21 protein-coding genes are annotated in these 25,167 nt (G+C 39.0%); 11 read left to right on the plus strand and 10 right to left on the minus strand.

The window, feature by feature from the left end; translation table 11 throughout:
- Nucleotides 1-34: 34 nt before the first annotated feature.
- Entirely contained in the window at nucleotides 35-1,105 is a 1,071-nt protein-coding gene (locus QMA12_RS03580; RefSeq protein WP_290208473.1) for a DUF3083 family protein, read from the minus strand.
- A gap of 227 nt (nucleotides 1,106-1,332) precedes the next feature.
- On the opposite strand from QMA12_RS03580, the gene glnS reads away from it, so the two are divergent.
- Nucleotides 1,333-2,994, plus strand: a complete 1,662-nt coding sequence (glnS, locus tag QMA12_RS03585; RefSeq protein ID WP_290208472.1) for a glutamine--tRNA ligase — start codon at nucleotides 1,333-1,335, stop codon at nucleotides 2,992-2,994.
- A 71-nt stretch (nucleotides 2,995-3,065) separates the two neighbouring features.
- Here glnS and fur read toward each other — a convergent pair whose 3' ends face one another.
- The 5 genes from fur to QMA12_RS03610 form a co-directional block, all read right to left on the minus strand.
- Nucleotides 3,066-3,506, minus strand: a complete 441-nt coding sequence (gene fur, locus QMA12_RS03590) for a ferric iron uptake transcriptional regulator (RefSeq protein ID WP_087532187.1) — start codon at nucleotides 3,504-3,506, stop codon at nucleotides 3,066-3,068.
- A gap of 189 nt (nucleotides 3,507-3,695) precedes the next feature.
- A complete protein-coding gene (fldA, locus tag QMA12_RS03595; protein WP_087532186.1) occupies nucleotides 3,696-4,223 on the minus strand; it encodes a flavodoxin FldA in 528 nt (175 codons plus the stop codon).
- Between the two features lie 14 nt (nucleotides 4,224-4,237).
- The gene (gene ybfE, locus QMA12_RS03600) at nucleotides 4,238-4,516 is read right to left on the minus strand and encodes a LexA regulated protein (protein ID WP_058558703.1); all 279 of its coding nucleotides are present in this window, start codon (nucleotides 4,514-4,516) and stop codon (nucleotides 4,238-4,240) included.
- A 6-nt stretch (nucleotides 4,517-4,522) separates the two neighbouring features.
- The gene (locus QMA12_RS03605; RefSeq protein ID WP_064666161.1) at nucleotides 4,523-4,744 is read right to left on the minus strand and encodes a DUF2788 domain-containing protein; all 222 of its coding nucleotides are present in this window, start codon (nucleotides 4,742-4,744) and stop codon (nucleotides 4,523-4,525) included.
- A 95-nt stretch (nucleotides 4,745-4,839) separates the two neighbouring features.
- Nucleotides 4,840-5,607 (minus strand): alpha/beta fold hydrolase, encoded by a 768-nt coding sequence (locus QMA12_RS03610; RefSeq protein WP_087532185.1) that lies wholly within the window; start codon nucleotides 5,605-5,607, stop codon nucleotides 4,840-4,842.
- Nucleotides 5,608-5,736: 129 nt separating this feature from the next.
- Between QMA12_RS03610 and seqA the strand changes: the two genes are divergently transcribed.
- The 6 genes from seqA (at nucleotide 5,737) to QMA12_RS03640 (ending at nucleotide 13,131) form a co-directional block, all read left to right on the plus strand.
- On the plus strand, nucleotides 5,737-6,321 hold the full coding sequence (gene seqA / locus QMA12_RS03615) for a replication initiation negative regulator SeqA (RefSeq protein WP_087532184.1): 585 nt from the start codon (nucleotides 5,737-5,739) through the stop codon (nucleotides 6,319-6,321).
- 16 nt (nucleotides 6,322-6,337) lie between these two features.
- Nucleotides 6,338-7,975 carry a phosphoglucomutase (alpha-D-glucose-1,6-bisphosphate-dependent) gene (pgm, locus tag QMA12_RS03620; RefSeq protein ID WP_087532183.1) on the plus strand — a complete coding sequence of 546 codons (1,638 nt, stop codon included), beginning with the start codon at nucleotides 6,338-6,340 and terminating at the stop codon, nucleotides 7,973-7,975.
- A gap of 74 nt (nucleotides 7,976-8,049) precedes the next feature.
- Nucleotides 8,050-9,102: a succinylglutamate desuccinylase gene (gene astE, locus QMA12_RS03625; protein WP_290208471.1), complete on the plus strand. Its 1,053-nt coding sequence runs from the start codon at nucleotides 8,050-8,052 to the stop codon at nucleotides 9,100-9,102.
- A 275-nt stretch (nucleotides 9,103-9,377) separates the two neighbouring features.
- Nucleotides 9,378-10,592, plus strand: a complete 1,215-nt coding sequence (locus QMA12_RS03630; RefSeq protein WP_290208470.1) for a thiamine pyrophosphate-dependent dehydrogenase E1 component subunit alpha — start codon at nucleotides 9,378-9,380, stop codon at nucleotides 10,590-10,592.
- Nucleotides 10,592-11,569 carry an alpha-ketoacid dehydrogenase subunit beta gene (locus QMA12_RS03635; RefSeq protein ID WP_290208469.1) on the plus strand — a complete coding sequence of 326 codons (978 nt, stop codon included), beginning with the start codon at nucleotides 10,592-10,594 and terminating at the stop codon, nucleotides 11,567-11,569. Before QMA12_RS03630 ends, QMA12_RS03635 begins: the two co-directional genes overlap by 1 nt.
- Before the next feature lie 8 nt (nucleotides 11,570-11,577).
- Nucleotides 11,578-13,131, plus strand: a complete 1,554-nt coding sequence (locus tag QMA12_RS03640) for a dihydrolipoyllysine-residue acetyltransferase (protein ID WP_290208468.1) — start codon at nucleotides 11,578-11,580, stop codon at nucleotides 13,129-13,131.
- Between the two features lie 62 nt (nucleotides 13,132-13,193).
- Here the strand turns inward: QMA12_RS03640 and QMA12_RS03645 are convergent, their stop codons facing one another.
- The gene (locus QMA12_RS03645) at nucleotides 13,194-14,366 is read right to left on the minus strand and encodes a putative manganese transporter (protein ID WP_290208467.1); all 1,173 of its coding nucleotides are present in this window, start codon (nucleotides 14,364-14,366) and stop codon (nucleotides 13,194-13,196) included.
- 69 nt (nucleotides 14,367-14,435) lie between these two features.
- Nucleotides 14,436-16,061, minus strand: coding sequence for a M28 family metallopeptidase (locus QMA12_RS03650; RefSeq protein ID WP_290208465.1), 1,626 nt, complete (start codon nucleotides 16,059-16,061; stop codon nucleotides 14,436-14,438).
- A 106-nt stretch (nucleotides 16,062-16,167) separates the two neighbouring features.
- Between QMA12_RS03650 and QMA12_RS03655 the strand changes: the two genes are divergently transcribed.
- The 4 genes from QMA12_RS03655 to QMA12_RS03670 all read left to right on the plus strand — a co-directional run bounded on the left by QMA12_RS03655 (nucleotide 16,168) and on the right by QMA12_RS03670 (nucleotide 22,163).
- A complete protein-coding gene (locus QMA12_RS03655; RefSeq protein ID WP_087532176.1) occupies nucleotides 16,168-16,980 on the plus strand; it encodes a DUF3025 domain-containing protein in 813 nt (270 codons plus the stop codon).
- Nucleotides 16,977-17,765 carry an ATP-binding cassette domain-containing protein gene (locus QMA12_RS03660; protein ID WP_290208464.1) on the plus strand — a complete coding sequence of 263 codons (789 nt, stop codon included), beginning with the start codon at nucleotides 16,977-16,979 and terminating at the stop codon, nucleotides 17,763-17,765. The genes QMA12_RS03655 and QMA12_RS03660 overlap by 4 nt, the downstream gene beginning before the upstream one ends.
- The gene (locus QMA12_RS03665) at nucleotides 17,758-18,966 is read left to right on the plus strand and encodes an ABC transporter permease (protein ID WP_290208463.1); all 1,209 of its coding nucleotides are present in this window, start codon (nucleotides 17,758-17,760) and stop codon (nucleotides 18,964-18,966) included. The genes QMA12_RS03660 and QMA12_RS03665 overlap by 8 nt, the downstream gene beginning before the upstream one ends.
- 140 nt (nucleotides 18,967-19,106) lie before the next feature.
- A complete protein-coding gene (locus QMA12_RS03670; protein WP_290208462.1) occupies nucleotides 19,107-22,163 on the plus strand; it encodes an ATP-binding protein in 3,057 nt (1,018 codons plus the stop codon).
- Nucleotides 22,164-22,172: 9 nt separating this feature from the next.
- On the opposite strand, the gene QMA12_RS03675 is transcribed toward QMA12_RS03670, so the two are convergent.
- On the minus strand, nucleotides 22,173-23,003 hold the full coding sequence (locus QMA12_RS03675; RefSeq protein ID WP_290208461.1) for a UDP-2,3-diacylglucosamine diphosphatase: 831 nt from the start codon (nucleotides 23,001-23,003) through the stop codon (nucleotides 22,173-22,175).
- Between the two features lie 366 nt (nucleotides 23,004-23,369).
- Complete coding sequence (locus QMA12_RS03680) at nucleotides 23,370-25,094, minus strand: proline--tRNA ligase (RefSeq protein ID WP_290208460.1); 1,725 nt, start codon at nucleotides 25,092-25,094, stop codon at nucleotides 23,370-23,372.
- Nucleotides 25,095-25,167: the final 73 nt, after the last annotated feature.

Consider the following 25,167-nt stretch of genomic DNA (forward strand, 5'->3'; position numbering starts at 1 on the left):
ATGGGTGAAGCAAAACTGCTTTATGAATTATTTGCTATTGATAATAGCTGATATGTTGAAAGAAACGCACAGTGATATCTTGACGCTCTTTATTAATCGCAAGAGGCTCAACCATATTACGAATGACACTTTCTACTTTATTCATAAAACGCCCATGACCTACGCCTTGTTCATCGTTTTCATTGGCCACAATTATAAAATGCATTGTTTCAACAAGCTTGTTCTCTAAAAAGTAATGATTGAACTGGCAGGTTTGTTCATTGGTCGAAAAGCTTAACTTTTGTAGTTCACTGTTACTGTCATTTTTGTCAATCTTACTGTTTCGAATTATGGGTATACTGCCATTAGCCACCATAGCGGCAATATTTAATTGTTTAGCTTCGCACTGGCTTATAAACTCATTGTAGAAATGCTCATAAAACTCGGTGTAGTTTCCCTTGTTCAGTAAATGTTGAAACTGGGTTTTAATGGTGCGAGTCACAGGAATTTTAAAGGTCGCGTAGGTCATTTCATTATGGTGTTCGGGTAAACTACAATGACGACTTTGGTAGCGTTGATATAAGCCTCGCAGTTTGTAGCCGTAGCTTTCTTTGTGACCTTTCGCTTTAGCAAATAGATCGTAAGTTAAATGCTGATGGTCACGCAGTTTAAATTGCTCCTCGCCATCAAGAATACTTTCTTGCAAAGTGTCTAATACCTTCTTCACATTATTATGAAAAATAGCACTGTTAGCACGTAAATCATCACCGGTTGCTAAAAATAGTAGGCGAATTTTTGTACTTGCTTGCTCAGTGTCATAAAAACACTTATGCGCTTCGTGATAACGAGGGTTATAGAAAAACAATATTTGCTTATTTGTTTGTAAACAATAGGATTCTTCGTGAAATCTAACAACAGGTAATTTATCGTTGGCTATTAGATGAACATTGTGCAGCTCATATTCATCACACAGAGCAAATAGCTGCCTTGCGATTCGCTCATAGCATTGCCGCGGCGTTTCAAACTGTGAGTAGAGTTTATTGCTTGGTTTAAATTCAGCAAGTATGTATTGATTTGCTCGTGCACTCGTTGGTATGTACACGCGATGTTGCGATAATGAAGCCATATTTATTCCCTAATATTGTTTCGTTAATGGCGCCACTTTAACTTGTTTGAATGACTTTTTTATTGCGCTAGAACAATTTATAGCCCAATTTTTAAACCCTGTGTCACTTTGTGAGGTTGCTTGGGTATATATGTAATAAACCCACATGTTTTACTGTATGTTAACGGTTGTTTTTGTAATAATGCAGTAGTTTTGTAACCATGCACTTATGTGAGGATTGTACTCCTATGGCGGAAATTGAGAATCGCCCAAGTAATTTTATTAGAACCCGTATTGATGAAGATTTAGCATCAGGAAAGCATGCGACCACGCATACGCGTTTTCCACCAGAGCCTAATGGTTTCTTACATATTGGCCATGCAAAATCGATCTGTTTAAATTTTGGTATCGCACAAGATTATAACGGTCTTTGTAATTTACGTTTTGATGATACTAACCCAGAAAAAGAAGACATCAACTATGTAAATTCAATAAAAGAAGACGTGCAGTGGTTAGGCTTTCAATGGGATGGTGAAATCAATTATTCATCTAACTATTTTGATGCCCTATATGGTTATGCGGTTGAGTTAATTGAAAAAGGCTTGGCTTATGTGTGTTTTTTAACGGCAGATCAAGCCCGTGAATACCGTGGCACATTAAAAGAGCCTGGTAAAAATAGCCCAACTCGCGATACATCACCGCAAGAAAACCTCGCGTTATTTGAAAAAATGCGTAATGGTGAGTTTAAAGAGGGTGAATGTGTATTACGCGCTAAAATTGATATGGCAAGCTCATTTATGGTGCTTCGCGATCCAATTATTTATCGTGTTCGTTTTGCGCATCACCATCAAACTGCTGATAAGTGGTGTATTTACCCAATGTATGATTTCACGCATTGTATTTCAGATGCGCTTGAAGGTATTACTCATTCTTTGTGTACGTTAGAGTTCCAAGACAACCGCCGTCTATATGACTGGGTACTTGATAACATCAGCCTTGAATGTCATCCACAGCAAATTGAGTTTTCACGATTAAACCTTGAATACACCATTATGTCTAAGCGTAAGTTAAATGACTTAGTGGTAAATGGGCACGTAGAAGGCTGGGACGATCCACGTATGCCGACAATTGCCGGTCTTCGTCGCCGTGGTTATACACCAGCGTCTATTCGCGAGTTTTGTTTGCGAATTGGTGTAACTAAGCAAGAAAACATGGTTGAGATGGGCATGCTTGAAGCCTGTATTCGTGAAGATTTAAATGAAAACGCGCCTCGTGCAATGGCTGTACTCGATCCTGTGAAAGTTGTTATCGAAAACTTTGATGGTGAGCAAGAGATATTATCTGTTGCTAATCACCCAAATAAGGAAGAAATGGGTCGTCGTGACGTGCCTTTCACACGTGAGCTTTATATTGAACGCGAAGACTTCCGTGAAGAAGCCAACAATAAATTTAAACGTTTAGTACTTGATAAAGAAGTGCGTTTACGCGGTGCTTATGTGATCAAAGCGAACCGCGTTGAAAAAGATGAAAATGGTGAAATCACTGCTATATATTGTAGCTATGATCCTGAAACACTAGGGAAAAATCCAAGTGATGGGCGTAAAGTTAAAGGTGTGATCCACTGGGTTAGCGCAACTGAAGCAGTGACAGCTGAAGTACGTTTATATGACCGTTTATTTAGTGTGCCAAACCCAGCTGCGGCTGAAGATTTTGCAACTACACTAAATCCAGAATCTCTAGTTGTTTTACCTAATGCAAAGCTTGAGCCATCACTCGCAAACGCTACGCCAGCGCAAGGTTTTCAGTTTGAGCGAACAGGTTACTTTAGCCGCGATACTAAGTCTGAAACCTTAGTGTTTAATCAAACTGTGGGTCTTCGTGATTCATGGGCTAAAATAGAGCAGAAGTAATTCTGCTCTAAACGTAATAGACACAAAAAAACCTGCTTAAGCAGGTTTTTTTTATTATTTATAAAGCTAAATTATTGGCTGTCAGCAAAAGCTTTACAGGCCTCAGTGTCAGTACACTCGCCGTAAAGGTAAAGAGAATGGTTAGTTAGCTTAATACCATTTGCTTCAGAGATTTCAACCTGACGTCGTTCAATTAAGTCATCTTCAAACTCAACAACTTTGCCGCACTTCAAGCAAACAAGGTGGTCGTGGTGAGTGCTGCCAGATAATTCAAATACTGACTTACCACCTTCAAAGTGGTGACGAGAAACAATACCTGCATCATCAAATTGGTTCAAAACACGGTAAACCGTAGCAAGACCAATTTCTTCGCCTAGATCCAAAAGAATTTTGTAAACATCTTCAGCGCTGATGTGTTGGTTATCTGGAGATTGCAATATCTCTAAAATTTTAATACGCGGTAAAGTTACCTTTAAACCGGCTTTTTTTAATTCCAAGTTGTGATCAGTCATTAAATCTGTCTCAATTTTAATTTGGTTATACTAGTACACCTTAAAAAAGATGTGCACGACACATTAGCAACGCTTAGAATAACGTGCTAAACGCTCAAGTGCAAAGATCAATTTCAATAAAGTATCTGAAAGCTTAATTGCTAAACAAAAGCATAATTAAAAAGCGTCATTTGACGCTTTTTAAGCTTGTTAGTCAGCAAGTTCGCTCAAGCACATTTCTTCATACACTTGGGCAGACCATGCTTTAACACGTTGCTCTGTCAGCTCTGGTTGACGGTCTTCGTCAATTCCTAAACCAACAAAGTGGTTATCATCAGCCATGCCTTTAGATGCTTCAAAGTCATAGCCTTCTGTTGACCAATGACCAACAACGATAGCACCACGTTCAGTGACAATATCGTTAATCATACCCATCGCGTCTAAGAAGTACTCAGCGTAGTCTTCTTGGTCACCACAGCCAAAAATAGCCACAAGTTTGCCATCAAAGTCTATCTCTTCAAGTTCAGGGAAAAAGTCATCCCAGTCACATTGCGCTTCACCATAATACCAGGTAGGGATGCCAAATAAGATTAAATCAAATTCTGCGATCTCTTCTTTTGAGCTTTTCGCAATATCATGAACAGCCACAAGCTTTTTACCCAATTCTTTTTGGATCATTTTAGCTACGTGTTCTGTGTTACCTGTATCACTACCGAAAAAAATACCTACACTTGCCATGAATTTAAAACCTTTTATCTATCAATAGCCAATCTTTCTTGTAAAATCGTTTCAATCAGTGCACTGCGGCTAATATTTTGTGCATCGGCCATATCACTTAACGCCTGATAAAGCTGAGATGAAACTTTAAATTCAACACGTTTTAAACCACGTGCCTTATCTCTTTTTATTTGATTACGTTTATTTACCTTTAACTGAATGTCCCGTGGAAGGGGGTTCGTTTTAGGCCTGCCTGGGCGTTTTTCGTATTCAAATAAATCGAGCGTTGTTCTGTCTGTTTCTGATTTAGCCATGGTTAGTTACCCTACACCTGCGCCTTGCCAAAAAACTTGAATAAGCCCTTTAGCAATAAAACCAGAACAGCCTAAAAAGAGTACAAGCCATACTATATAACGACCAAATTTAGGCACATTGCCACGTTTTAGTACATCTTGAATAGCCATACCGATAAAAAAGAACACACCGGCTAAGCCAAAATACAACCCAAGGGTATCAAATTCGTTAATTAACTGACTGACCATCAACGTATAACCTTTAAATTAAACGGCGCGTACTATAGCACACTAAATCGTAATAATTTAGTGTGCTTGATCAAAAACACGTGATTAAATTTGGCCTAGTCGGCAAGTAAAAAATCACTGATCGCTTTATTCACGGCTTGAGGCTTTTGTGCATGAAGCCAGTGGCCTGCGCCGTGAATAATTTTTGCCTTCGCATTTTTAAAGCGAGCCATAATTGCTTCTTTATATTGAGGCAATATGTAATCAGAGTCATTACCCTTAATAAACAAAGTATCGCATAAACAAGAATCATTTGCTTTAATATCTGATAAAATATTTTCATATTTATTGTTCAAAGCTGCTAAATTGAATCGCCAAGCAAAAGTACCTTGTTCATTTTTAGCTAAGCTTTTAAGTAAAAACTGGCGTACGCCAAGTTCGCTAATATCTTCTTGCATAACAGTATCAGCGTGTTTTCTATCATTAATGGCTTGATTAGCAACATTATTAAGGGCTTTAAAAATACTTGTATGACGTGCTTGATAGGCAACAGGTGCGATATCGAGAACGACTAAACGGCTGACTTTTTCAGGATATAAATGAGCCACTTGCATAGCGACTTTTCCGCCCATCGAGTGACCAATAAAATGTGCTTTATCTATATTTAAATACTGCATAAGCTCTATGATATCTTGGCTCATACTGGCATAGTCCATGGTTTCGCTGTGTGCTGAGCGTCCATGGTTACGCAAGTCTACGTTGATGACGAGAAAATTTTCAGCCAATGAGTTGGCAATGACGTTCAGGTTTTCAAGTGAGCCGAATAGACCATGTATAAGAATAACAGGCAAACCTTGGCCCGATTGTTTATAATTTAATAGCATTGTGGTCTCCAATAAAAGTGTGCTTAGTTTGCCTAGTGAAATAACAAATTGCAAAACATAGAGAATTAAATCAGCTTTGGGTATAATCAAGCTGAATGAAAAAATATGACCCGTAACGACAGGAATAACATGAAAAAAATTGACATAGACGACGAGTTGTATCAATACATTGCGAGTAATACGCAAAGTATTGGCGAAAGTGCATCAACTATTTTACGTCGTTTATTAAACCTTAACGGCGATATTGAACAAACAACTGACAACGTTGAGCAGGACCACGCAGAGGTAGATGCTACATCGCAAAGTGATACTACCGCCGCACAGGCAACAACAGAAGACACCCCAACAAAGCCAGTCACAAAAATGAAGCAAAAAAACGCTAGTGTCTTTAATGTACTCAATAAAGAAGAGCTCGCGATGCAAAAGGGCGTAGTTGGACGGTTTTTATTTATTCTGTCTGCACTACACCGCACACACAAAGACGATTTTTCAGCAGTCCTTGATGTTCAAGGCCGTGACCGTGTCTATTTTGCTACTAGTAAAGAAGATTTAGTAAATAGTGGAAGCAGCATGAATCCAAAAAATATCACGGACAGTGAATATTGGGTCATGACAAATTCAAATACAACACGAAAGAAAATGATGTTGCACGAAGTGGCGCTTGGCTTGGGTTATAATGCCGAACAAGCAGAACAAATTAGAGATTACTTATAACAAATAAGGAAATGTAATGGCGATTCATCCAGGTGCAGGTAAAGCTGCAACTCAATCTGATTTAGTAAACGTACCAAAATTAGTGTCGGCTTATTATTTAAATGAGCCAGATTTAGAACAAAATCCAGAGCAATGTGTTGCGTTTGGTACATCAGGGCATCGTGGTTGCTCTTACGATGTGAAATTTAATGAATCACATATCCTTGCTGTTACCCAAGCAATTTGCGATTACAGAAAACAAAACAATATCTTTGGTCCGCTTTTTTTAGGTAAAGATACCCATGCCCTAAGTGAAGCCGCTTATAACTCTGCAATTGAAGTATTAGTTGCTAACGAAGTTCAAGTAATTACTCAAGAAAATGATGATTACACACCGACACCAGTGATCAGTCATGCGGTAGTTTGTCATAATAAAGCCCACCCTCACGAATTAGCTGATGGCATTGTGGTGACGCCTTCACACAATCCACCTGAAGATGGCGGATTCAAATATAATCCACCTAATGGCGGTCCGGCAGATACCGACGTAACCAAATGGATTGAAGACAGAGCCAATAAGTTGTTATTAGAAGACTTAGTTGAGGTTGAATTATTCCCGTTTGCTAAAGCATCTCGTTCGGGATTTATAAAGTACCAAGATTTGATGACACCGTATATTGCCGATTTAGTCAATGTAGTTGATGTTGCTAAAATTGCTCAAGCAAAAGTGAAAGTTGGCATTGATCCACTTGGTGGTTCAGGGATTAACTTTTGGCCAATAATTGCAGAGAAATTTAATTTAGACCTAACAGTCGTGAATGAAAGTGTTGATCCGCGTTTTGCTTTTATGCCGCTAGATAAAGATGGCAAAATTCGCATGGATTGCTCTTCTCCTTATGCAATGACAAATTTAATTGCGTTAAAAGATGAATTCGACCTTGGTATTGGTAACGATCCTGATTATGACCGACATGGCATTGTGACCCCTGATGGTTTAATGAATCCAAACCATTTCTTAGCCGTTGCGATAGATTATTTACTTAATCACCGTAATTGGTCTAGTGATGTTCAAATCGGCAAAACGTTAGTGTCAAGTGCGATGATTGATCGCGTAGTCGAACGTAATAATCGTCAAGTCAAAGAAGTGCCTGTTGGCTTCAAATGGTTTGTAGAGGGCCTAAACGAAGGATCACTCGCATTTGGTGGTGAAGAAAGTGCAGGGGCGTCGTTTTTACGTTTAGACGGCACGGTATGGAATACAGATAAAGACGGTTTTATCATGGGCTTACTTGCTGCTGAAATTATAGCTGTGACAGGTAAAACGCCATCAGCACTTTATAAAGAGCTTGAGCAAGAATTTGGTGCGCCTTTATATAAGCGTATTGATGCACCAGCAACGGCACAACAGAAACAGCGTTTAAAAGCATTAAGTGCGCAAGATGTCACTGCGGATACATTAGCAGGTGAGCCAATTTTACAAAAATTAACGCACGCGCCAGGTAATAATGCTGCTATTGGCGGCCTTAAGGTTGTGACTGAAAACGGTTGGTTTGCAGCACGTCCATCGGGTACAGAAGATATCTATAAAATTTATTTAGAATCTTTTAAAGGTGAAGAGCACTTAGCCTTGCTAGAAAAAGAAGCTAAAAAGCTAGTTGATTCTGTAATTAGTTAATATTGCGCATAATTTTAAAAATGGCTGATTCTTTCAGCCGTTTTTGTATTTACTCCACACAAAAGGCGATGAACATGTCAGCCAAATCAGATTATATAGAAGAATTAAAAAGCTCAGGGGATTTCCTTACATTAAGCCGAGAAAATGAATGGCACTTAGACCCAGGTGAATTCACCTTGGCAAACGGTACAAAAGTAAATGTACATGACACAGGGGTTATTGAATTCCAACCAACATGCGACACCACAAAAGACGTTGTACTATCAAGTGCTATTCATGGAAATGAAACAGCTCCAATTGAAATATGTGATGCGTTAATTAAAAGTATTATCAGTGGTAAACTTACACTCGCACAAAGGGTTTTGTTTATTTACGGTAATCCGCAGTCAATCAATATTGGTAAACGGTTTGTTGAAGAAAACTTAAACCGTTTATTTAATGGCCATCATACAGTTGATGGTATAGCTATGAATAATGAACGAAAACGGGCGGCACAACTCGAACAGTACGTGACTGATTTTTATAATCGTGGTGGTCAACAACGTGAACGCTATCATTACGATTTACATACTGCGATAAGAGGCTCGAAAAACGACAAATTTGCAGTGTATCCTTTTTTGCATGGTAAACCGTGGAAAAAATCTCAGCTGCAGTTTTTACTCAGTTGTGGTGTAAATACTGTATTGATGATGAAGTCTGCCGCTACTACATTCAGTTATTACTCTTCTTATGTACACGGCGCTGACTCGTTCACCGTAGAACTTGGCCAGGTAAAACCTTTTGGTGAAAATGATATGTCTCGCTTTGCCAAAACCAAAGATACATTAATTGCATTAATTACTCAAAATGAAGTTAACTACAAGCAATTTAATGCAGATGATTTTGAGCTGTTCTCTGTACATCGTTCAATAAATCGCACAGAGCAGGATTTTTCTTTCCCATTTTCTGATGATGCCGTGAATTTTACAGGCTTTGCAAAAGGCGAACTGCTCGCCAAAGATGGTCAGACCTGTTATTACGCAGATGTAGATGGTGAAGCGATTATTTTTCCAAATGCAGATGTAGCACTAGGCCAACGTGCATTATTAACTGTTGTTCCCCTTGAAATTAATGAGAATTTTAATTAATTCCAGTATAATATTTGAGTTAACTATATGATTTTAAATATCACTTTATATTGTATAGTTAACTTTCCAGTCCCTCTCTCGTCATTTATCAATCATTCGTCTATCATTAGTTGAATAACATTTTACGTTAACGTAAAGTGTTGGCAGCTTTAATTTAATTACAGTGCAATTTTTGCAAAGATTAACCTAGCAAAAATTACGAATAATAATAATTAACCTAAGATCAGGTTACCTAATTTAGCACTGTATTTCTCGACAACAGAAGAAGGTAGGTTATGAGTAACCCAAATAACGTATCGCAGAATATTAGTCATGAACTTGAATTTATTGATGGTCATGCCTTAAATATTCCAACCTTGAGTATTTTAACCGAGGATGGCGATATCCACAGCGGTGCTTGTGCACCCGATATTGATAAAGACACAGCAATTAGCTTATACGAAACAATGCGTTTTATTCGAGCACTTGACGAACGTATGCAAGCAGCTCAACGCCAAGGCCGCGTTAGCTTTTATATGCAATGTTTAGGTGAAGAAGCTGCGGTTACAGCCTCAGCAGCAGCACTGGATCAAAATGATATGATCATGGCTCAATACCGTGAGCAAGCAGCATTGCATTATCGCGGTTTCACCCTTGACCAATTTATGAATCAAATGTTTTCAAATGAACTTGATTTAGGTAAAGGGCGTCAAATGCCGATTCACTATGGTAGTGCAGCGTTGAACTACATGACTATTTCGTCGCCTTTAGGTACCCAAATACCGCAGGCAACGGGTTACGCTTATGGCCAAAAAATTAAGCACGTTGACGCTAAAACCGGTGAGCTAAAAAGTAATATCGACAATGTCACTATATGTTACTTTGGTGAAGGGGCGGCCTCTGAAGGTGATTTTCATGCAGGCTTAAATATGGCTGCTGTGCATAAAGCCCCGGTGATCTTTTTTGCTCGTAATAATGGCTATGCTATCTCTACCCCAGCAGATGAGCAGTTTAAAGGTGATGGCATAGCTTCTCGTGGTGTGGGCTATGGTATTAAAACCATTCGAGTTGACGGCGGCGATGCATTAGCGGTATTTGCGGCAACTCAAAAAGCGCGTGAAATAGCAACATCCACTGGTGAGCCGGTATTAATAGAATCAATTGCATATCGTTTAGGTGCTCACTCAACGTCAGATGATCCAAGTGGTTATCGTTCAAAAGCGGAAGAAGCTAACTATCACGCTTGCCCAATTGAGCGTTTCCGTAAGTGGTTAATAAAACAAGAATGGCTCAATGACGAAGACGATGTAAAAGCGAAAGAACAAATTCGTGAAGACATTCTTGCTGCATTAAAACGTGCAGAGGTGATTGAGAAACCAGCATTAGAAGAGTTGATTTCTGATGTATACGACACGCCAATACCATCATTACAACGTCAATATGAGCAATTAAAAACCCATATTAAGCAACATCCTGATGCCTATCCAGTCACTGCAGGGAGAATTAAGTAATGGCTAAAATGAATATGTTACATGCAATTAATTCAGCCCTTGATATTACGATGGCAGAGCATCCGCAAGCCTGTATTTTTGGCGAAGATGTGGGCTACTTTGGTGGCGTGTTTCGTGCCACGTCAGGGTTACAAGAAAAATATGGTCAGCATCGCGTTTTCAATACTCCATTGACTGAGCAAGGGATCATGGGCTTTGCTAATGGCTTGGCTGCATTTGGCGCGCCAGCGCTTGCAGAAATACAATTTGCCGATTACATTTTTCCTGCATTTGACCAAATTGTAAATGAATCAGCTAAATTCCGTTATCGCAGTGGTAATGAGTTTAATGTGGGTAATTTAACCATACGCACGCCTTACGGCGGTGGTATAGCAGGGGGGTTATATCACTCTCAATCTCCAGAGGCTTATTTTGCTCATACCCCAGGATTAAAAATTGTAGTACCTCGTAACCCGTACCAAGCTAAAGGTTTATTACGTGCATCTATTAAAGATGATAACCCGGTTATTTTCTTTGAGCCTAAACGTTTATACCGTGCATCTACAGGGGAAGTTCCTGAAGATGATTACAGCATTGAGCTTGGTAAAGCTGAGGTTGTTGAGCAAGGAAGTGATGTAACATTACTTGCTTGGGGCGCACAAATGGAAATTATCGAAGATGCTGCAAAACAAGCTGCTGAACAAGGCATTAGCTGTGAAGTGATTGATTTACGCAGCATACTACCTTGGGATGTTGAAACAATTGCGCAGTCAGTTACGAAAACAGGGCGCTTAGTAATAAGCCATGAAGCACCAATCACTAACGGTTTTGGTAGCGAGATCGCGGCAACGATTCAGCAAGAATGCTTTTTACATTTAGAGTCTCCAATCTTACGAGTATGTGGACTTGATACACCTTATCCGTTGGCACTTGAAAAAGAATATGTGCCAGATGCATTAAAAGTACTTGCTGCCATTAAGCAATCGGTCGAATTTTAGGAGTTATCATGGCAAAAGATTTTATTTTACCCGATATTGGCGAAGGCATTGTTGAGTGCGAAGTTGTTGAATGGCTTGTAGAAGAAGGCGACACAGTCGATGAAGATCAACCTATCTGTGATGTAATGACAGATAAAGCGTTGGTGCAAATTCCCGCCGTTCACGATGGCGTAATTACCAAGTTGTATTATCAAAAAGGTGATATCGCGGCTGTACATGCCCCTTTATTTGCGATGGATGTTGCAGGTGAAGCGAGCTCGCAACCGGTTGAGCAACCAATAAACCCAGCAAATAATGGCTCTGAACAATTAGAAGATTTTATTTTACCTGATATAGGTGAAGGAATTGTTGAGTGTGAAATTGTTGAATGGTTAGTCGCAGAAGGCGAGCACATTGAAGAAGACCAAGCTGTTTGTGATGTAATGACAGATAAAGCGCTGGTACAAATTCCTGCTAAATATACTGGTACAGTTCATAAGCTCTATTATGCAAAAGGGGATGTTGCACAGGTTCATAGTCCGCTGTTTCAAATGAGCATTGCAGGTACAGGCCAATCCCAGGTTGATGTGAATGAAGCTGTTGTTAAAGCGCAGTCCAACGCCAAAGAGCACACACCAGCTGCACCAACGTGTAATGTTATTACTCCGGTTGTGAATAAAAAGGCTGTTGCTTCACCGGCTGTTCGTCGAAAAGCGCGTGAAATGGATGTTGATTTAACGTGCGTACCAGGTAGCGGAAAAAACGGCCGTATTTATAAAGAAGACATTGAACAATTTGTAAATTCAGAAGTACCAAATACTATTGATACGTCTGAGCTTGACGCACCTGTGGTCAATACAGCTGCTGTTAGCAATGAAAGCACACGTGTTGAGCCTATTAAAGGGATTAAAGCTGCTATGGCTAAACAGATGGTTGCCTCTGTTAGTAGCATTCCACATTTTACTTTTTGTGATGAAATAGACTTAACCGATTTAATTGCTTTACGTAGTTCGTTGAAAGAGCAATACAAGCAGCAGGGCATTAAATTAACGATGATGCCGTTTTTTATTAAGGCGTTATCGCTAGCAATGAAAGAATACCCAGTACTAAACTCTAAAGTAAATGATGAGTGTACTGAATTAACCTATTTTAACGATCATAACATTGGCATGGCCGTTGATTCTAAAATTGGTCTTTTAGTGCCTAATATCAAGCAATGTCAAAATAAGAGTATTATTGATGTTGCAAATGCTGTTACACGCTTAACTGATGCTGCTAGAGACGGTCGTGTTAGCCCTGATGACTTAAAAGGTGGCACAATCAGTATTTCTAATATTGGCGCAATAGGTGGGACTATCGCAACGCCTATTATCAATAAGCCAGAAGTTGCCATTGTTGCATTAGGTAAACTTCAGCATCTCCCTCGCTTTGATGATAAAGGTAACGTGATAAGTAAAGCGATCATGCAGGTAAGTTGGTCTGGCGATCACCGTGTTATTGATGGCGGGACTATTGCTCGTTTTAATAATCTGTGGAAATCGTATCTAGAAGAACCCGCTAAAATGATGATGGCAATGAGCTAACGCTTATTGTAGCAAAAAAAGCTCAACGTTATTGTTGAGCTTTTTTGTGTCTGTTGGTTTTATTAAACACCATAAAAATACAAGCCGTAGCCAACTAACACCGCAGGAATGGCTGAATAGAAGGTTGCGATAAGTGCGGCTTTTGGTGCCATTGCAATTGCCGGGAAGAGGGCGTCACCATCATTAGAAATAGCATTTGCTGCCAAGGCACTAAACGGAATAATACCCTGAATATATAAAGTAGTGACAATGATTTGTGGACCACAACCAGGCAAAAAGCCTATGAGCACAGCGATGAGTGGTGCAAGGTAGGTGTAATGTGAAAACCACGCTTTTAGGTCAACACCAGCAAAGTTAACCAATAATTCAAACAGCATAAAAGACGCCACAACCCACGCAGTGACAAAGTGTGTGTCTTGTAACACTTTATAGAGCTTAGAAGGCGGTTGGCTAGATTCTTCTTCGCAGGTAATGTCTTGATAGCTTTTACCTTTAGATGAAAAAGCCCACGCTATTACTGCAAATAATGCCATTGCAGCACCAAAAAACATAACCGTATCATTTAATCCTGAGCCAAATTGTGCAAAATCAACATTGAGCGCAATAAGAAACGCAATAATAAGGCTCGGAATTAATATAACCTTCCAAATTGATTTGCTCAAAATGATGGCTTTACTTGGTTGGCTCTTGTATTCATGCTCTACATCTTGGTTTTCTGGCTTTAAAAAGTCACTTTTATGAAAGTAATTCACCAAACTACCGCTGATCACACCAACGCTTAATCCAATAAGCATTATTAGTAAACCTTCAGTTGGTTTAGTTGCGAGTAACAAAAAAGCGGCATCGCCCATGGTGGCTGTTAACACAGCGACTATAGAGCCAAAGCTAGCCTGTCCTTTCGTAAATTGAGTCACCACGATGATTGCGCCGCCGCAACCAGGCAAAGCGCCTAAGAAAGAGGCAAAACTAACTTCTAAAATAGGTGATTTAGCATTAAGGTAGGCTAACTCTAACTGAGGAAGTCTATCAATCAAGTAGTAGTAAATAAAAAGCGTAGCAGCGACAAATACGCTAACTTGAAAAAAAGCATCGCTCATTGCAGTAAGAGTAATGTCGCGAATAGGGGAGTAGGCCAAACAAATAAGTAAAACCAGTGGCAACAACATGCGTTTATTTTCAATAAAAGAGCGTGTTGATATAGATGACATAAACTTTGGCAATGTGAGAGTGAACATAAGTGCAACCTAAAACGTTATTAAGTTGCACTTTAGAATTAAATCAAATGAAAATCAATATCATTTGCATTATTTTCTTTGGAATTCTGAGCTTTCATTCCATTTTGGCCATTCTACCTGTTCAGATATATCAAAACCTACTTGATAAAACAGCTGTAAATCTTGCACAGCACCTGATAAATCCCATTCATCACGGTATCTATCACAAGGTTGATGATAACAACCACGAAGCACTAAGCTCATACGTTTACGGTAACTTGCAGTTTCTTCGTCAAACGCTTCACTACCACCACCAGCATACATGGCTGGTACACCCATATTGGCAAAGGCAAAGTGATCTGAACGGTAGTAACCACCTGAAGATGGTTTAGGGTCGCCAGACACAGTACGGCCTTGCTTTTTCGCTGCGCTAGCGAGTAAAGAGTCCATTTGTGATTTACCAATGCCGACTACACTAATATCTTTCACTTTGCCTAATAGATTCAGGCTATCCATATTAATGTTTGCAACGGTTTTATTGGCTGGGATCACTGGGTTTGCAGCATAGTATTTAGAGCCTAGTAAACCTTGCTCTTCTGCTGTCACTGCTAAGAAAGTCATTGAACGGCTAGGATGCTTAGGCAATTGAGCAAATGCTTCAGCCACTTCAATCATACCCGCTGTGCCAGTTGCATTATCGTGAGCACCATTATAAATTTGATCGCCCTTACGATTTTTATCTGTACCTAGGTGATCCCAATGCGCAGAATAAATGATGTGCTCATCTGGCTTTTCGCTACCTGGTAACGTCGCGATGAAATTATATGAGATAGATTTTTTTATGGTGTTTTTAACCGCTACAGATGCTGTTAAATCGCCCATATCGACATGATAGGCACCTTTTGCTGCATTTTGCTTTGCAGTGTCAAAATCAAGGCCTGCTTTTGTAAAGAGCTCTTTAGCTACATCAGTTGTAACCCAGCCTTCAACAGTGACACGATCCATGTTGTTATTTTCTTTTTGAAAACCAAATTGTTCGCCACTCCATGAGTTCTCAACAACAGACCAAGGGTAAGAAGCTGGGGCTGTTTCATGAATGATGATTGCACCAGCAGCACCTTGACGACTAGCTTCTTCATATTTGTATGTCCAACGACCATAATAGGTCATTGCATCGCCAGTAAATAGTGCTGGATCTTTGGTGGCAAAACCGGGGTCGTTCACTAGCATGACTACTGTTTTACCTTTTACGTCAAGGCCTTCATAGTCATTCCAGTTATACTCTGGCGCGTTTACACCATAACCAACAAAGACAAGCTCTGAATCTTTAATACTCTCGTTTTCACTAATACGGCTGCTGCCCATGACCATATCTTTTTTATATTGGTAATCTTTGCCACCAATTGATAAAACCATATCAGAATCTGCTTCAAGAGATACAAGCGGTACTTCTTGCAAAAAGCTGTCGCCATTACCTGGTTCAAAACCAATTGCTTTAAATTGTTCAGTTAGATAAGCAAGAGTCAGCTCTTCGCCTTTAGATGATGGTGCACGACCACCAAATTCATCAGATGCCAATACCTTTACATGCTCTGCAAGTTGCTGTGCATTGATAGACTCATAGCCTTGTTCAACATCTTCAGAAGTGAGACTTGTTGCTGCACAACCTGCAAGCACTGCGCTTGCCAGTAGTGTAAGAGAAAAATAACGTTTCATAGTCACTCTTTTTTTGTTTTAAGTACCAACAGTATAAGAACTTCTATTAAATAGAACCAGTTTTTGCGGTAAACTGAGCGAATACTCTGTAAAGCAAAAGGTACTCATGAAGCGGTTTACCCCTTATGAGCAATGGCACCCTCAGTTAGTAAGCAGTGGTGCCTTTGAACATTTAAATAGACTATTTAAGTTAAATCAACAATTAGATTGGCCTACATGTGATTGGTTTTCACCGTTTCTAACTGGTGTAAATGAGAATAATAGACCGATCGTTTTTAAAGATGACGCTTTATTTAGTGAAGAACAGCGTTATTACGAACAAATCATATTTGATACAGGCTGTGTACCAACTCGCCAACAAAACTGGCATGATTTATTTGGTGGCTTTATTTGGTGCCTATTTCCTAAAACCAAAGCTTTATTGAATAAGCGTCACGTTGAAGAAATCAGCTTGCATGGCACAAAGCAACGAAGTAAACACCGTAATGCATTAACACTGTTTGATGAATGTGGCGTTATTTTAGCCGTGACAGATTCTCAATGGCCCGAATTACTTAGAGAGCATCAGTGGCAAACTGCCTTTGTTGATTTACGCGCACAGTGGGGTAAAAGCATCAATGCCTATATGTTTGGTCATGCAAACTATGAAATGCTGACAAAACCGTATATAGGGCTCACTGGTAAAGCCTTTTTTGTGAAAGTGCCTGAAGACACATTTTGTAAAGATTTAACTGCGCAATATGCGTACCTAGATACGGTGCTTTATGAGATGATTGGGAAAAATAATTGTCTAGCTGATAATAGTCTATTATCTCCTTTGCCATTGTTAGGTGTTCCTGGCTGGCATATTGATAATAATAACAGTGATTTCTACAGTAATACGGATTACTTTAGGCCAAAACGAAGGACACGAAAATGATAGAAGTAGCAGGGCTTAAAAAGAAGTTTAAGCTAACTAAAGATCATAAAAAAAACAAACTTGAAAAAACGGACCCAAGGGAAGATAAAGATTATTTTCATTCGGTTAGGGATGTAAGCTTTCATTGTAATGCAGGTGAAGTACTTGGTTTACTTGGGCCAAATGGGGCAGGAAAAACCACCACATTGAGAATGATCTCGACTGCGCTTGTGCCAGATGAAGGCAGTATTACCATCGCTGGGCAAGATATCATAAAAAAACCATTGTTTGGCCGTAAGTCAATTGGATTTTTGTCTGGTAGTACGGGGTTGTATGGCCGTTTAACAGTGAAAGAAAATATAGAGTATTTTGCTAAATTACATGGCATGAAAAAAGCAGCCATTACCTCGCGTTGTGCACAGTTGTTTGATTTACTCGATATGCACAGCTTTATTGATAAACGCGCTGATAATCTATCAACCGGTATGAAACAAAAAGCAAATATTGCACGTGCTGTTGTTCATCAACCCGCAGTAGTTGTTCTTGATGAGCCAACAACGGGGCTTGATATCATGACTACGCAAACTGTGATTAAGTTTATTAAAGGGTTAAAAGAGCAGGGGACACCGGTTATATTTTCAACCCACCACTTGGATGAAGTCGCTCTATTGTGTGATCGTGTTGCGGTTATTAACGAAGGTATTAGTTGTTTTGATGGTTCTGTTGCAGATTTTAAACTCGCTGGTAATAGCGAAGAACTTAACCAAGCATTTATGAATATTTTGACGGAGAAGCGCGATGTTTGAGGTATTTAAAAAGGAATTAAAAGAGCTTCTACGCGATAAAAAAACATTATTGTTTATTGTGGCGTTACCAATAGCCTTATTCCCGTTAATTTTTGCTGTAATGGCATTTATCACTTCTCAAGCGGCACTTGAGGCCGAACAAGAAGTTCACACGTATGCCATTATTAATGGCGAATACGCACAAGAATTCACAGACAAAGTGTTTTATCATAAAAGTTTTAAACTTTACCAAGGTGATAAAACGTTTACTACGGCTGAACAGCTTAAAGAAGCAGTAAAAGCAGGCCATATTGATATGGGGATCTACCTGCCAAGTAACGCAAGAGCAACACTGAATGATGAAAAACAAAGTGAGTGGCAAGTTGTGTTCAATGATGCCAAATCAATAAACTTTTTATTTCAACGAGTAAAGGAATTAGCAACTGAGTTTGGTGACTCAATAAGAGCGGATAAACTAGCCAGTTATGGTATTAGTGAGGAGCTACAAACGGCCATCATAGACCCGATTAAAGTTGTTAAAGTTGACACTGCCGATAAACGCGAAAGCCTAGGTGAAAAAATAGGTGGATTTATACCCTATTTATTAATTCCGTTAGTGTTAATGGGAGCAAGCTACCCAGCCATCGATATTGGGGCTGGGGAAAAAGAACGAGGCACACTTGAAACGCTGCTATTAACCCCTATTACACGTACGCAACTGGTACTTGGTAAATTTATCACTTTATTGGTGTCATCAATTGTAACAACCAGTATAACTGTTTTGAGTATGGGCGTGTGGATCACAATCGCCATTAATGTTATGGATTTAGAGATTGCAAAAACGGCGTTTAGTACTTTACATGTAATAGACTTTGCGTTGATATTTATTATTTTACTCCCTCTAGCGGCTATTTTTGCATCTCTTGCGTTGGCTATATCAATATATGCCCGTAGCTTTAAAGAGGCGCAAAATTACATGACTCCACTGAGCATGGGCGTGATTTTCCCAATTATAGTGGCACTTTTGCCTAATGTAGAGTTGACGGCTAAAACAGCTTTCATCCCGGTTACTAATGTTGCTCTTGCTATAAAAGAGATAATCAAAGGGACTGTTGATTACACCTTGGTCGGTTTAATCTTTTTAGCAACAGTTATTGTTGCAGGCGCGTTGATTGCGTTTTGTGTTAAGTGGTTTAACAAAGAAGAAGTATTATTTAGGTAAGCATTGTAATGGTGGCTCCTCAGCCACCATTACTATATATTTCAATAAATAAGATAAATAATTCAGAAATATCGATTAATTCAGTGTGTAAATGATCTATACTCGGTGATAATAAAATTTATCAAAATGGCATTGATTTCATGCAAAGCCCACGCTCTTTGACGAGTATGTTCAAATCAAGCAAAGTTTTTCTTTTAGCGCTACTAATATCTGTTATGTTAGCACTGCCGAGTATATATGTTTTTGAATTAAAAACTCGAAGTGATATTTTCAATAATGAAAAAGTAGCGCTTGAACATGTACTTGAAACTAAAATACGGTATCTTAAAGCTCAACTACAAACCAGTGTAGCGTCAATCCACTTTTTAGACTCAACGCCTCCAATATCGGGTATCCGCCGCTCTCATGCTAACAATAATATAGACCCCGCTTTTGATATCTCAGTGTCCGTTTGGCAAACCCGTTTAGCTGAAATATTCACAGGGTTTATGCAAACAGATGAAACCCTCTCACAAGCTCGTTATATCACTTTAGCGAATCAAGGGATGGAATTAGTCAGAGTTGATCGTATAAATAATGAGATAATACGCATCGAAGGAGATGCGTTACAACAAAAAGGGCAACGAGATTATATGCTCAAAGCGAGCATGCAAGATAAAAACACAATTTATATTTCTCCGATAAATTACAATCGTGAAAATGGAGATATTCAGCGTCCATATACAAGTACATACAGAGTTGCTAAGCCGGTATTTGATGATCAGGGCTTTGTGTTTGCAGTTTTAGTGACCAATTACTTTGCTGAACCCTTGTTAGCGAATTTACCTAAAAATACAACGCAAGGTCTAAGTGTATATTTATTGAATAGTAATGAGCAATTTCTTTACCATCCAGACAATAGCATTCAGTTTGGCTTTGAATTTGGCCAAGACGTGACATGGTCAAGTCTTTTTACAAAAAGCCAAGAGATGTCATCGCAGGTTACACTGCCGATGACGGGATTATCACAGCAGTATTATTTAAAAAAACGCTTAAATTTGGAGGGTAATATTGCAATGCAACCGTTAGAAATCGCGGTTTCAATTGATACTCAAATATTACTTGAAAAGGTCTCTCAGCGACGAAATAACTTTATTATTGTATTAGCTACTTTGTTTTCAGTCATACTCTTTTTAGTCTGGTTGTATCAACGTTATATTAACCGTAAGTTAGAGTTTCATTCATTAAAAGAACAAAATAATAAGATAATAGAAAATTCTCTTGATGCGATTCTTACGATTGAAGAACAAGGCGTTATCTGTCAATCTAATCATACAGCTAAAGCGAACTTTAAATTAATAGAGGGAACAACTAGATTTTCTGATTTATTTATTCTTAATGAGCAAGATCATGACTACATTAGTGAAACAATTAATTTAGGTACTAAACCGCCGTTTGAAGCAATCTATATAGATGAAAATAAGCAACAGCATTTTTACTCAATTACGCTCACTTCTGTTTATGATATTTTTACTCAAACCCACCAAGTTGCTGCCATTTTAAGAAATATAAACTCATTAAAGACAATACAAACGCAGTTACAAGCGCTGAACGGTTCACTTGAACAAAAAGTAGCACAACGTACTATTGAACTCGAAATGGCTATTGACGAAGCATTGGCAGCAAGTAAAGCTAAAAGTGATTTTGTAGCTAATATTTCCCACGAAATCCGCACCCCCATGAATGGTGTATTGGGTATGTTGGGCATGCTTGCTGAAGAGCCGTTAACACAGCAGCAAGCTAATTACCTTAAGTTAGCAAACTCAAGTGCAACGTCATTAATGACGTTGATTAATGATATTCTCGACTTTTCAAAAATAGAAGCTGGCAAACTCGATATTGATAAGCACAGTTTTGATGTGATTAGCGTATGCAGTGATTTAATTACTTCAATGGCCTTACAAGGTCAACGCAAAGGTTTAGAGATCATATTAAATACAGATAAAGTCCTCGATCGAATGCTGGTAGGCGATAGCCACAGATTAAAACAAATATTAATTAATTTACTAAATAATGCGTTCAAATTTACTCATCAAGGTGAAGTGAGTCTGAGTTTAGACTGTCAGTATTTAACCCAAAATAAACTGATCATGAGTTTTGCAATACAAGATACTGGAATAGGTATTGCGGCGCAAAATATAGATAAACTATTTGAAGTTTTTACACAGGAAGACAGCAGCACAACTCGCCATTTTGGTGGCACGGGGCTAGGGCTCTCAATATGTAGAAAGCTTGCCCGGTTGATGGGGGGGGATATTTCGGTTGTAAGTGAAAAAGGAAAAGGAAGTTGTTTTACAGCCCAGATAGAGCTTCATGTCGCACCTGAGAAAAAATTAAATACCCCAATTGAGCTTGCTAAAGATATTGAAGTGGGTGTATTGATTAAAAATGAAAGTGTCTTCAACAATATCAAGAATTTACTTATTAAGAATTGCCAAGTTGATTCGAATAATATTCAACGATTTGACTATCAATTTAATTGCGAAGAAGTCAAAGTTGATTTACTGGTCATAGATAATGAACACCCTCAATTAGATGCATTAATAACATTATGTGAAAAACAGAATAAAAAATACATGCTAATTTTACGTGATTTATTGCTCAGCAAAGATATAAAAGCCAGTTACCCGCAAAGTTGTCACGTGTTGAATAAGCCATTAACACAAGATCAATTTAGCTATAAGCTTGCCAGTATATTTGGTGCAAATAACAGTTTTTTATTACCAACGGATAAAACAGTAGAGCTGGGGGATGAATTTGAGCTATCAGGCTATAAAGTATTACTGGTCGATGACAATATGATCAACCTTGAAGTTGCTAAGGCAATTTTAAAGCGTACTTCGATTAGTATTACCTGTGCCAGTGATGGTGTTGATGCCATAGATACCTTAAAGCAAAATCAAGAGAACCCATTTGATGTGGTTCTTATGGATTGTCAGATGCCAAATTTAAATGGCTATGAAGCAACATCAGAGATAAGAAGGGGGGCTGCGGGAAAAGTCTATTTACATGTGCCTATTATTGCAATGACAGCCAGTGCTATGGCGGGGGATCGTGAGCGTTGTATTACCGCAGGAATGAATGATTATATTACTAAACCCATTAAGCCGCCTACATTGAAAAATAAACTGGCTATGTGGTTAAGTCATAACTCATAGCCAGTTAGTTTATGCCGCTGACTTTTCAGGCTTAGTTTGAGGGTCATTAATTGCAGTAATATCTGCGGAATTAATGACCCTTTGTGTCTCTGACCAGTGTAGTAATTCAATACGGCCATTTTCTTGCTCTACTAACGCGGTACAGTTTTCTATCCAGTCACCATCATTACAATACACAATCCCATCCACTACTTTTAATTGAGGGTGGTGAATATGGCCACAAATAATACCATCAACACCTTGCTTTTTTGCTTCATGGATTGCAGCATTTTCGAAAGCTTCAATGGCTTCACGCGCTTTATGGACCCGTGCTTTTAACCATGATGCTAGAGACCAGTAATTACCACCAAACAACCGTCTAGCTCGATTTGTCCAACGATTTAAAAATAATAACAGATCATAGCCTGCATCACCGACAATACTGATAAATTTGTTATAGCGGGTTGCTGAGTCAAAATCATCACCATGAACCAGTAAAAAACGTTTATTGGCTTTGGTTGTATGAATATATTGCTGGTGGACTTCAACACCAAATAATGTGTTATCTACATAATGTCGAAATGTCTCATCATGATTCCCTGGAATATAAATAACACGGGTACCTGATTGTGCTTTTTTTTGTATACACGCCAACACTTGATAATGGCTTGGGTGCCAGAAAAACTGCCTTTTCATCGACCATAGATCAACGATATCACCCACTAAAAATAGAGTGTCGCATTCAATGCTATTTAAAAAGTCGAGCAGATAGTTTGCTTGACAATCTTTATAGCCTAGATGTACATCGGAGATCCAAACGGCTGGATAGTGCTTTTTATTACTCTTTTCTGTATTGTTCATGAGAGTTACTCGCGGTGTAATAATAACCATTTTAGGTATATTTAGTTACGCTTACACGACACTTTTACTAAATCTCTATGACAACTATAAAGATATTCAAATATGATAACCCTTACCGTATCCTAATGGACTACCAACTAGTTAATGAACATAAGGATATAAATTAATGCAGTTGAATTTAAAAATATAAGCGATCAGGTCATTGAGAATGTCACTTTATCTGTCATTACTACAGGTGGCCATATTTCTTGCAGTGTAGTAGATGCGAATAATCGTTATGGGACAGGTCGAAATAGCCGTGGAGGCAATTACATAGCCAATAAAAAACCGCGTTAAGCGGTTTTTTAAAATGATGGCAGCAAATAATCAGGCGTTTAATGCAGCTTTAATTGTCTGCACAGCAGTATCTAAATCAAGTATAAGCTTTTCGCCAGTTTGGCGATTTTTCAGCTCAACTTTGTTTTCATCTAGATTACGTTCACCTATCACTAAAGTAAAAGGTACCCCAAGTAATTCCATATCATTAAACATGACTCCTGGGCGTTCTTTACGATCATCAAATAAAACGTCAAGCCCTACTGCTTTTAGTTCATCGTAAAGGTTATTTGCAATATCTGGAATACGATGTGACTTATGCATATTCATCGGTACTATTGCCAAGTCAAATGGGGCAATTGGCTGTGGCCACTTAATACCATATTGGTCATTATTTTGTTCAATGGCAGCGGCAACAATGCGTGAAACACCAATACCGTAACAACCCATAGTCATAACTTGGTTTTTACCAGATTCGCTCAAGACACCAGCTTTCATTGCTTCTGAGTATTTTGTGCCTAGCTGGAAAATATGGCCTACTTCAATACCACGTTTAATTTGCAATGTACCTTGGCCACATGGACTCGGATCGCCCTCAACAATGTTTCGAAGATCGGCGACTTCATAGTTTGATACATCACGATCCCAGTTAATGCCGCTGTAATGTTCGTCATATTTGTTAGCACCGGCTACAAAATCAGCCATTACATTGGCTGTACGATCAACAATTATTGGCATAGTCAAACCAACAGGGCCAAGGGAGCCAGGTTTTGCACCAATTGCAGCAACAATTTCTGCTTCAGGTGCCATTTCAAGTGGCGAATGTACTAGTGGGTGGTTTTGAGCCTTTAATTCGTTTAACTCATGATCGCCTCGCAGAACAAGGGCAACCAAATCACGTTGACCATTCTCATCAGCCACACCATAGACAATCAAGGTTTTAACGCCGCGATGAGGCTTCACGCCGTAGTGTTTTTTCAGCTCACTAATTGTTTTAGCATCCGGTGTTGGAAATGCTTTTAATTCTTTACTTGGGGCTGGGCGTTCTTCACTTGGTGCAAGCGCTTCTGCTTTTTCAATATTTGCTGCGTAGTCACCCACATCACTAAACGCAATCGCATCTTCACCAGACTCAGCAAGCACATGAAATTCATGTGATAAGCTACCACCAATTGATCCTGTGTCAGCTAATACCGGGCGATAATCTAAATTTAAACGCTCAAAAATATTACAATACGCTTTGTGCATAATTTTATATGTAGTATCAAGGCACTCTTCACTTAAGTGAAAAGAGTATGCATCTTTCATGGTAAATTCACGAGCCCGCATTACACCAAAACGAGGGCGACGTTCATCACGTACTTTAGTTTGTACTTGATAAAGTGTTAACGGAAGCTGCTTGTATGAACTTATTTCTTTACGAACAAAGTCAGTGATAACTTCCTCGTGAGTAGGGCCAAGCGCAAAAGGGCGGTTATGTCGGTCATTAAACCGAACTAGCTCATCACCAAACTGGTCCCAACGACCAGACTCTTGCCATAAGTCTGCAGGTTGAATAACAGGCATCAACATTTCAATTGCACCTGCTTTGTCCATTTCTTCACGAACGATATTTTCGACTTTACGTAACACGCGTAAACCAGAGGGTAGCCACGTATATAAACCCGACGCAACGCGGCGGATCATGCCGGCTCTAAGCATTAATTGATGCGATATTATTTCAGCATCAGACGGCGTTTCTTTAAGTGTAGCGAGTATATATTGACTGGTACGCATGTTTTTTCCGATAGTTATAAAATTATTATTTCAATAAGAGCCACAGTTTAGCAGCGGTTGCTTTTACACTAAA

Source organism: Pseudoalteromonas sp. APC 3893, from assembly GCF_030408095.1.
Lineage (GTDB): Bacteria > Pseudomonadota > Gammaproteobacteria > Enterobacterales > Alteromonadaceae > Pseudoalteromonas.

Excerpts from the sequence above, each read along its gene's own strand:
- pgm (WP_087532183.1), top strand. The coding sequence starts at position 6,338 with ATGGCGATTCATCCAGGTGCAGGTAAAGCTGCAACTCAATCTGATTTA.
- QMA12_RS03680 (WP_290208460.1), bottom strand. The coding sequence starts at position 25,094 with ATGCGTACCAGTCAATATATACTCGCTACACTTAAAGAAACGCCGTCT.
- fldA (WP_087532186.1), bottom strand. The coding sequence starts at position 4,223 with ATGGCAAGTGTAGGTATTTTTTTCGGTAGTGATACAGGTAACACAGAA.
- QMA12_RS03660 (WP_290208464.1), top strand. The coding sequence starts at position 16,977 with ATGATAGAAGTAGCAGGGCTTAAAAAGAAGTTTAAGCTAACTAAAGAT.
- QMA12_RS03665 (WP_290208463.1), top strand. The coding sequence starts at position 17,758 with ATGTTTGAGGTATTTAAAAAGGAATTAAAAGAGCTTCTACGCGATAAA.
- astE (WP_290208471.1), top strand. The coding sequence starts at position 8,050 with ATGTCAGCCAAATCAGATTATATAGAAGAATTAAAAAGCTCAGGGGAT.
- QMA12_RS03675 (WP_290208461.1), bottom strand. The coding sequence starts at position 23,003 with ATGAACAATACAGAAAAGAGTAATAAAAAGCACTATCCAGCCGTTTGG.
- QMA12_RS03610 (WP_087532185.1), bottom strand. The coding sequence starts at position 5,607 with ATGCTATTAAATTATAAACAATCGGGCCAAGGTTTGCCTGTTATTCTT.
- QMA12_RS03630 (WP_290208470.1), top strand. The coding sequence starts at position 9,378 with ATGAGTAACCCAAATAACGTATCGCAGAATATTAGTCATGAACTTGAA.
- QMA12_RS03580 (WP_290208473.1), bottom strand. The coding sequence starts at position 1,105 with ATGGCTTCATTATCGCAACATCGCGTGTACATACCAACGAGTGCACGA.
- QMA12_RS03640 (WP_290208468.1), top strand. The coding sequence starts at position 11,578 with ATGGCAAAAGATTTTATTTTACCCGATATTGGCGAAGGCATTGTTGAG.
- QMA12_RS03635 (WP_290208469.1), top strand. The coding sequence starts at position 10,592 with ATGGCTAAAATGAATATGTTACATGCAATTAATTCAGCCCTTGATATT.
- seqA (WP_087532184.1), top strand. The coding sequence starts at position 5,737 with ATGAAAAAAATTGACATAGACGACGAGTTGTATCAATACATTGCGAGT.
- QMA12_RS03645 (WP_290208467.1), bottom strand. The coding sequence starts at position 14,366 with ATGTTCACTCTCACATTGCCAAAGTTTATGTCATCTATATCAACACGC.
- fur (WP_087532187.1), bottom strand. The coding sequence starts at position 3,506 with ATGACTGATCACAACTTGGAATTAAAAAAAGCCGGTTTAAAGGTAACT.
- QMA12_RS03655 (WP_087532176.1), top strand. The coding sequence starts at position 16,168 with ATGAAGCGGTTTACCCCTTATGAGCAATGGCACCCTCAGTTAGTAAGC.
- ybfE (WP_058558703.1), bottom strand. The coding sequence starts at position 4,516 with ATGGCTAAATCAGAAACAGACAGAACAACGCTCGATTTATTTGAATAC.
- glnS (WP_290208472.1), top strand. The coding sequence starts at position 1,333 with ATGGCGGAAATTGAGAATCGCCCAAGTAATTTTATTAGAACCCGTATT.
- QMA12_RS03670 (WP_290208462.1), top strand. The coding sequence starts at position 19,107 with ATGCAAAGCCCACGCTCTTTGACGAGTATGTTCAAATCAAGCAAAGTT.
- QMA12_RS03605 (WP_064666161.1), bottom strand. The coding sequence starts at position 4,744 with ATGGTCAGTCAGTTAATTAACGAATTTGATACCCTTGGGTTGTATTTT.
- QMA12_RS03650 (WP_290208465.1), bottom strand. The coding sequence starts at position 16,061 with ATGAAACGTTATTTTTCTCTTACACTACTGGCAAGCGCAGTGCTTGCA.